This is a genomic window from uncultured Campylobacter sp. (assembly GCF_937997595.1).
In the GTDB taxonomy this organism is placed as follows: domain Bacteria; phylum Campylobacterota; class Campylobacteria; order Campylobacterales; family Campylobacteraceae; genus Campylobacter_B.
Map to the genome: position 1 here is coordinate 1 of NZ_CALKTS010000352.1, position 1,789 is coordinate 1,789.

Consider the following 1,789-nt stretch of genomic DNA (forward strand, 5'->3'; position numbering starts at 1 on the left):
AACGTAAACAAACCCATTTTACCGTTACTTCAGATACTAATGTCTCAAAAGTGCCGGGTCTTAGTAAATACGTAACCCAAGAAGAGGTCGATAGCTTCGCATTTCGCTACTGGGATATTGATGATGAGGCAGAATATACGAATTCTCATTGGGAAGAAAACGCTACTTTAAAAAAGCTTCGCTTAATGCTCAAAGCTAAAGATACCAGAGGCGTTTTAAATTTTTTAAAAGATAATAATCTAAGCGTAAATTTACAGATGTATGCAGGCACTAGCCCGCTTATTTATAGCGCGTTTTACGACGATGAAAATACCGCTAAAGAGCTTATAAAGCTAGGGGCGGATATGAGGCATAAGGACAGATATAAACTTAGTCCGCTAGCCTATGCGATAGAAAATAACTCTACCAAGACCGCAAAACTATTACTGGATAGCGGGGTTAAATTTGAAGAGGTGAAGGTGGTACAATGGTATTTAGATTGCCCAACTTATAAAACCAGTACCCCGATTTTAGTTGATAATGGCGAAGCTTATATAAAATTGGATAAGGATGCTTGTGTTTTTAGAACTGGGCCGAAGGGAGATATTGATCCTTTATATTATTTGATTACAAACGGTTTTCCAAAAATGATAGAAATAATCTTGGATCACGGATATAAACCCCAACTGAGCGATCAAAGGTACGATTACATATATATTGTAAGCGATGCCAAAAATTCTATTTTGCCAAGGTCGTATTATATTCTTTTAAATTCAACTCCTAACTATGAGCCTGTATTAGATATTTTATTGAAATATAATGTAATAGGGCAGCCTACGCAGGAGGAATTGGATCTCGCTTACGAACACTGCATTACGTATTATCTGGATAGCTTAGGCAAGAAATGGGACTATATATTTCATATGAGAGATTATCGAAAAGGAGAGAAAATTTTAGGCGGATATGGAACCGCGATAAATGAAAGGGTAGCAAAACAGCACGAAGAGGAACGCAAGAATTTCCCGTTTGGCGACCCGAAACCTGAAAAAAGCATTCAAATCACGCCCGATCCGATAATACTCAATTATTACGATACCGCCGTAAGAGAGTATGGCAGATATTGCGGCGATAAGAAATTAACGAATTTGAAAGAAGAGGATATAAAAACCGAAAAAGAATTTGATAGTTTAAGAGCTCGGTTTAGAGATAGAAATGTCACATTTCCTGACACAAAAGCAGCTATAGCATACCTTAATTTTGCAGAAAAATATAACTTAGTTTTAGATAGCAAGAGTCGCAATAAGTTAATGATTAAATATAACGGCAATCAGATGCTTTTCAATGAATATGTAAAAAATCTACTTCAAGATAAGATAGACAAATCTCAAGGAGTGAAAAAATGAGTGCTAAATTTTATAAGATAGGAATTTAAAATATAGTTTATAAAATTCTAAAATTTCGGTAGTTTGAATATAGTGAAGAAAGTAATAGCTAAATTTATCTGGAATTTACCCATGCCATAATCTTTTATGTTGCATCAAATATATCTCGTTTGCCATATGTCCGAAAATGCATAAGATAAATTAAGCTATAAATTTCTCACTAAAAAAGCGGTTGTGTCTTAAATTTTATCCGTCCACAAATCAAATTTACAATTTTATCTTCCTAACTTCCAGCTCGCCCCCAAAAAAGTTCGCATAGTAAAGCAGGTCTTTTTCGATCTCGAGCCCCGCTAGATAGCGCAGAGCGAGGTTCGCCTCAAAGCTTGCCGCAAACATCACGATCGCAGCCGTTATGCCCGCAGGCGTCG

1 protein-coding gene and 1 pseudogene are annotated in these 1,789 nt (G+C 36.2%); one reads left to right on the top strand and one right to left on the bottom strand.

Annotated features, from left to right (window positions below; genetic code table 11):
- A partial coding sequence (locus Q0614_RS11920) for an ankyrin repeat domain-containing protein (protein WP_298788933.1) occupies positions 1-1,382 on the top strand: 1,382 nt, incomplete at its 5' end.
- Between the two features lie 246 nt (positions 1,383-1,628).
- Here Q0614_RS11920 and Q0614_RS11925 read toward each other — a convergent pair.
- Positions 1,629-1,789, bottom strand: a pseudogene (locus Q0614_RS11925) (thiamine biosynthesis protein ThiF); the annotation flags it as partial.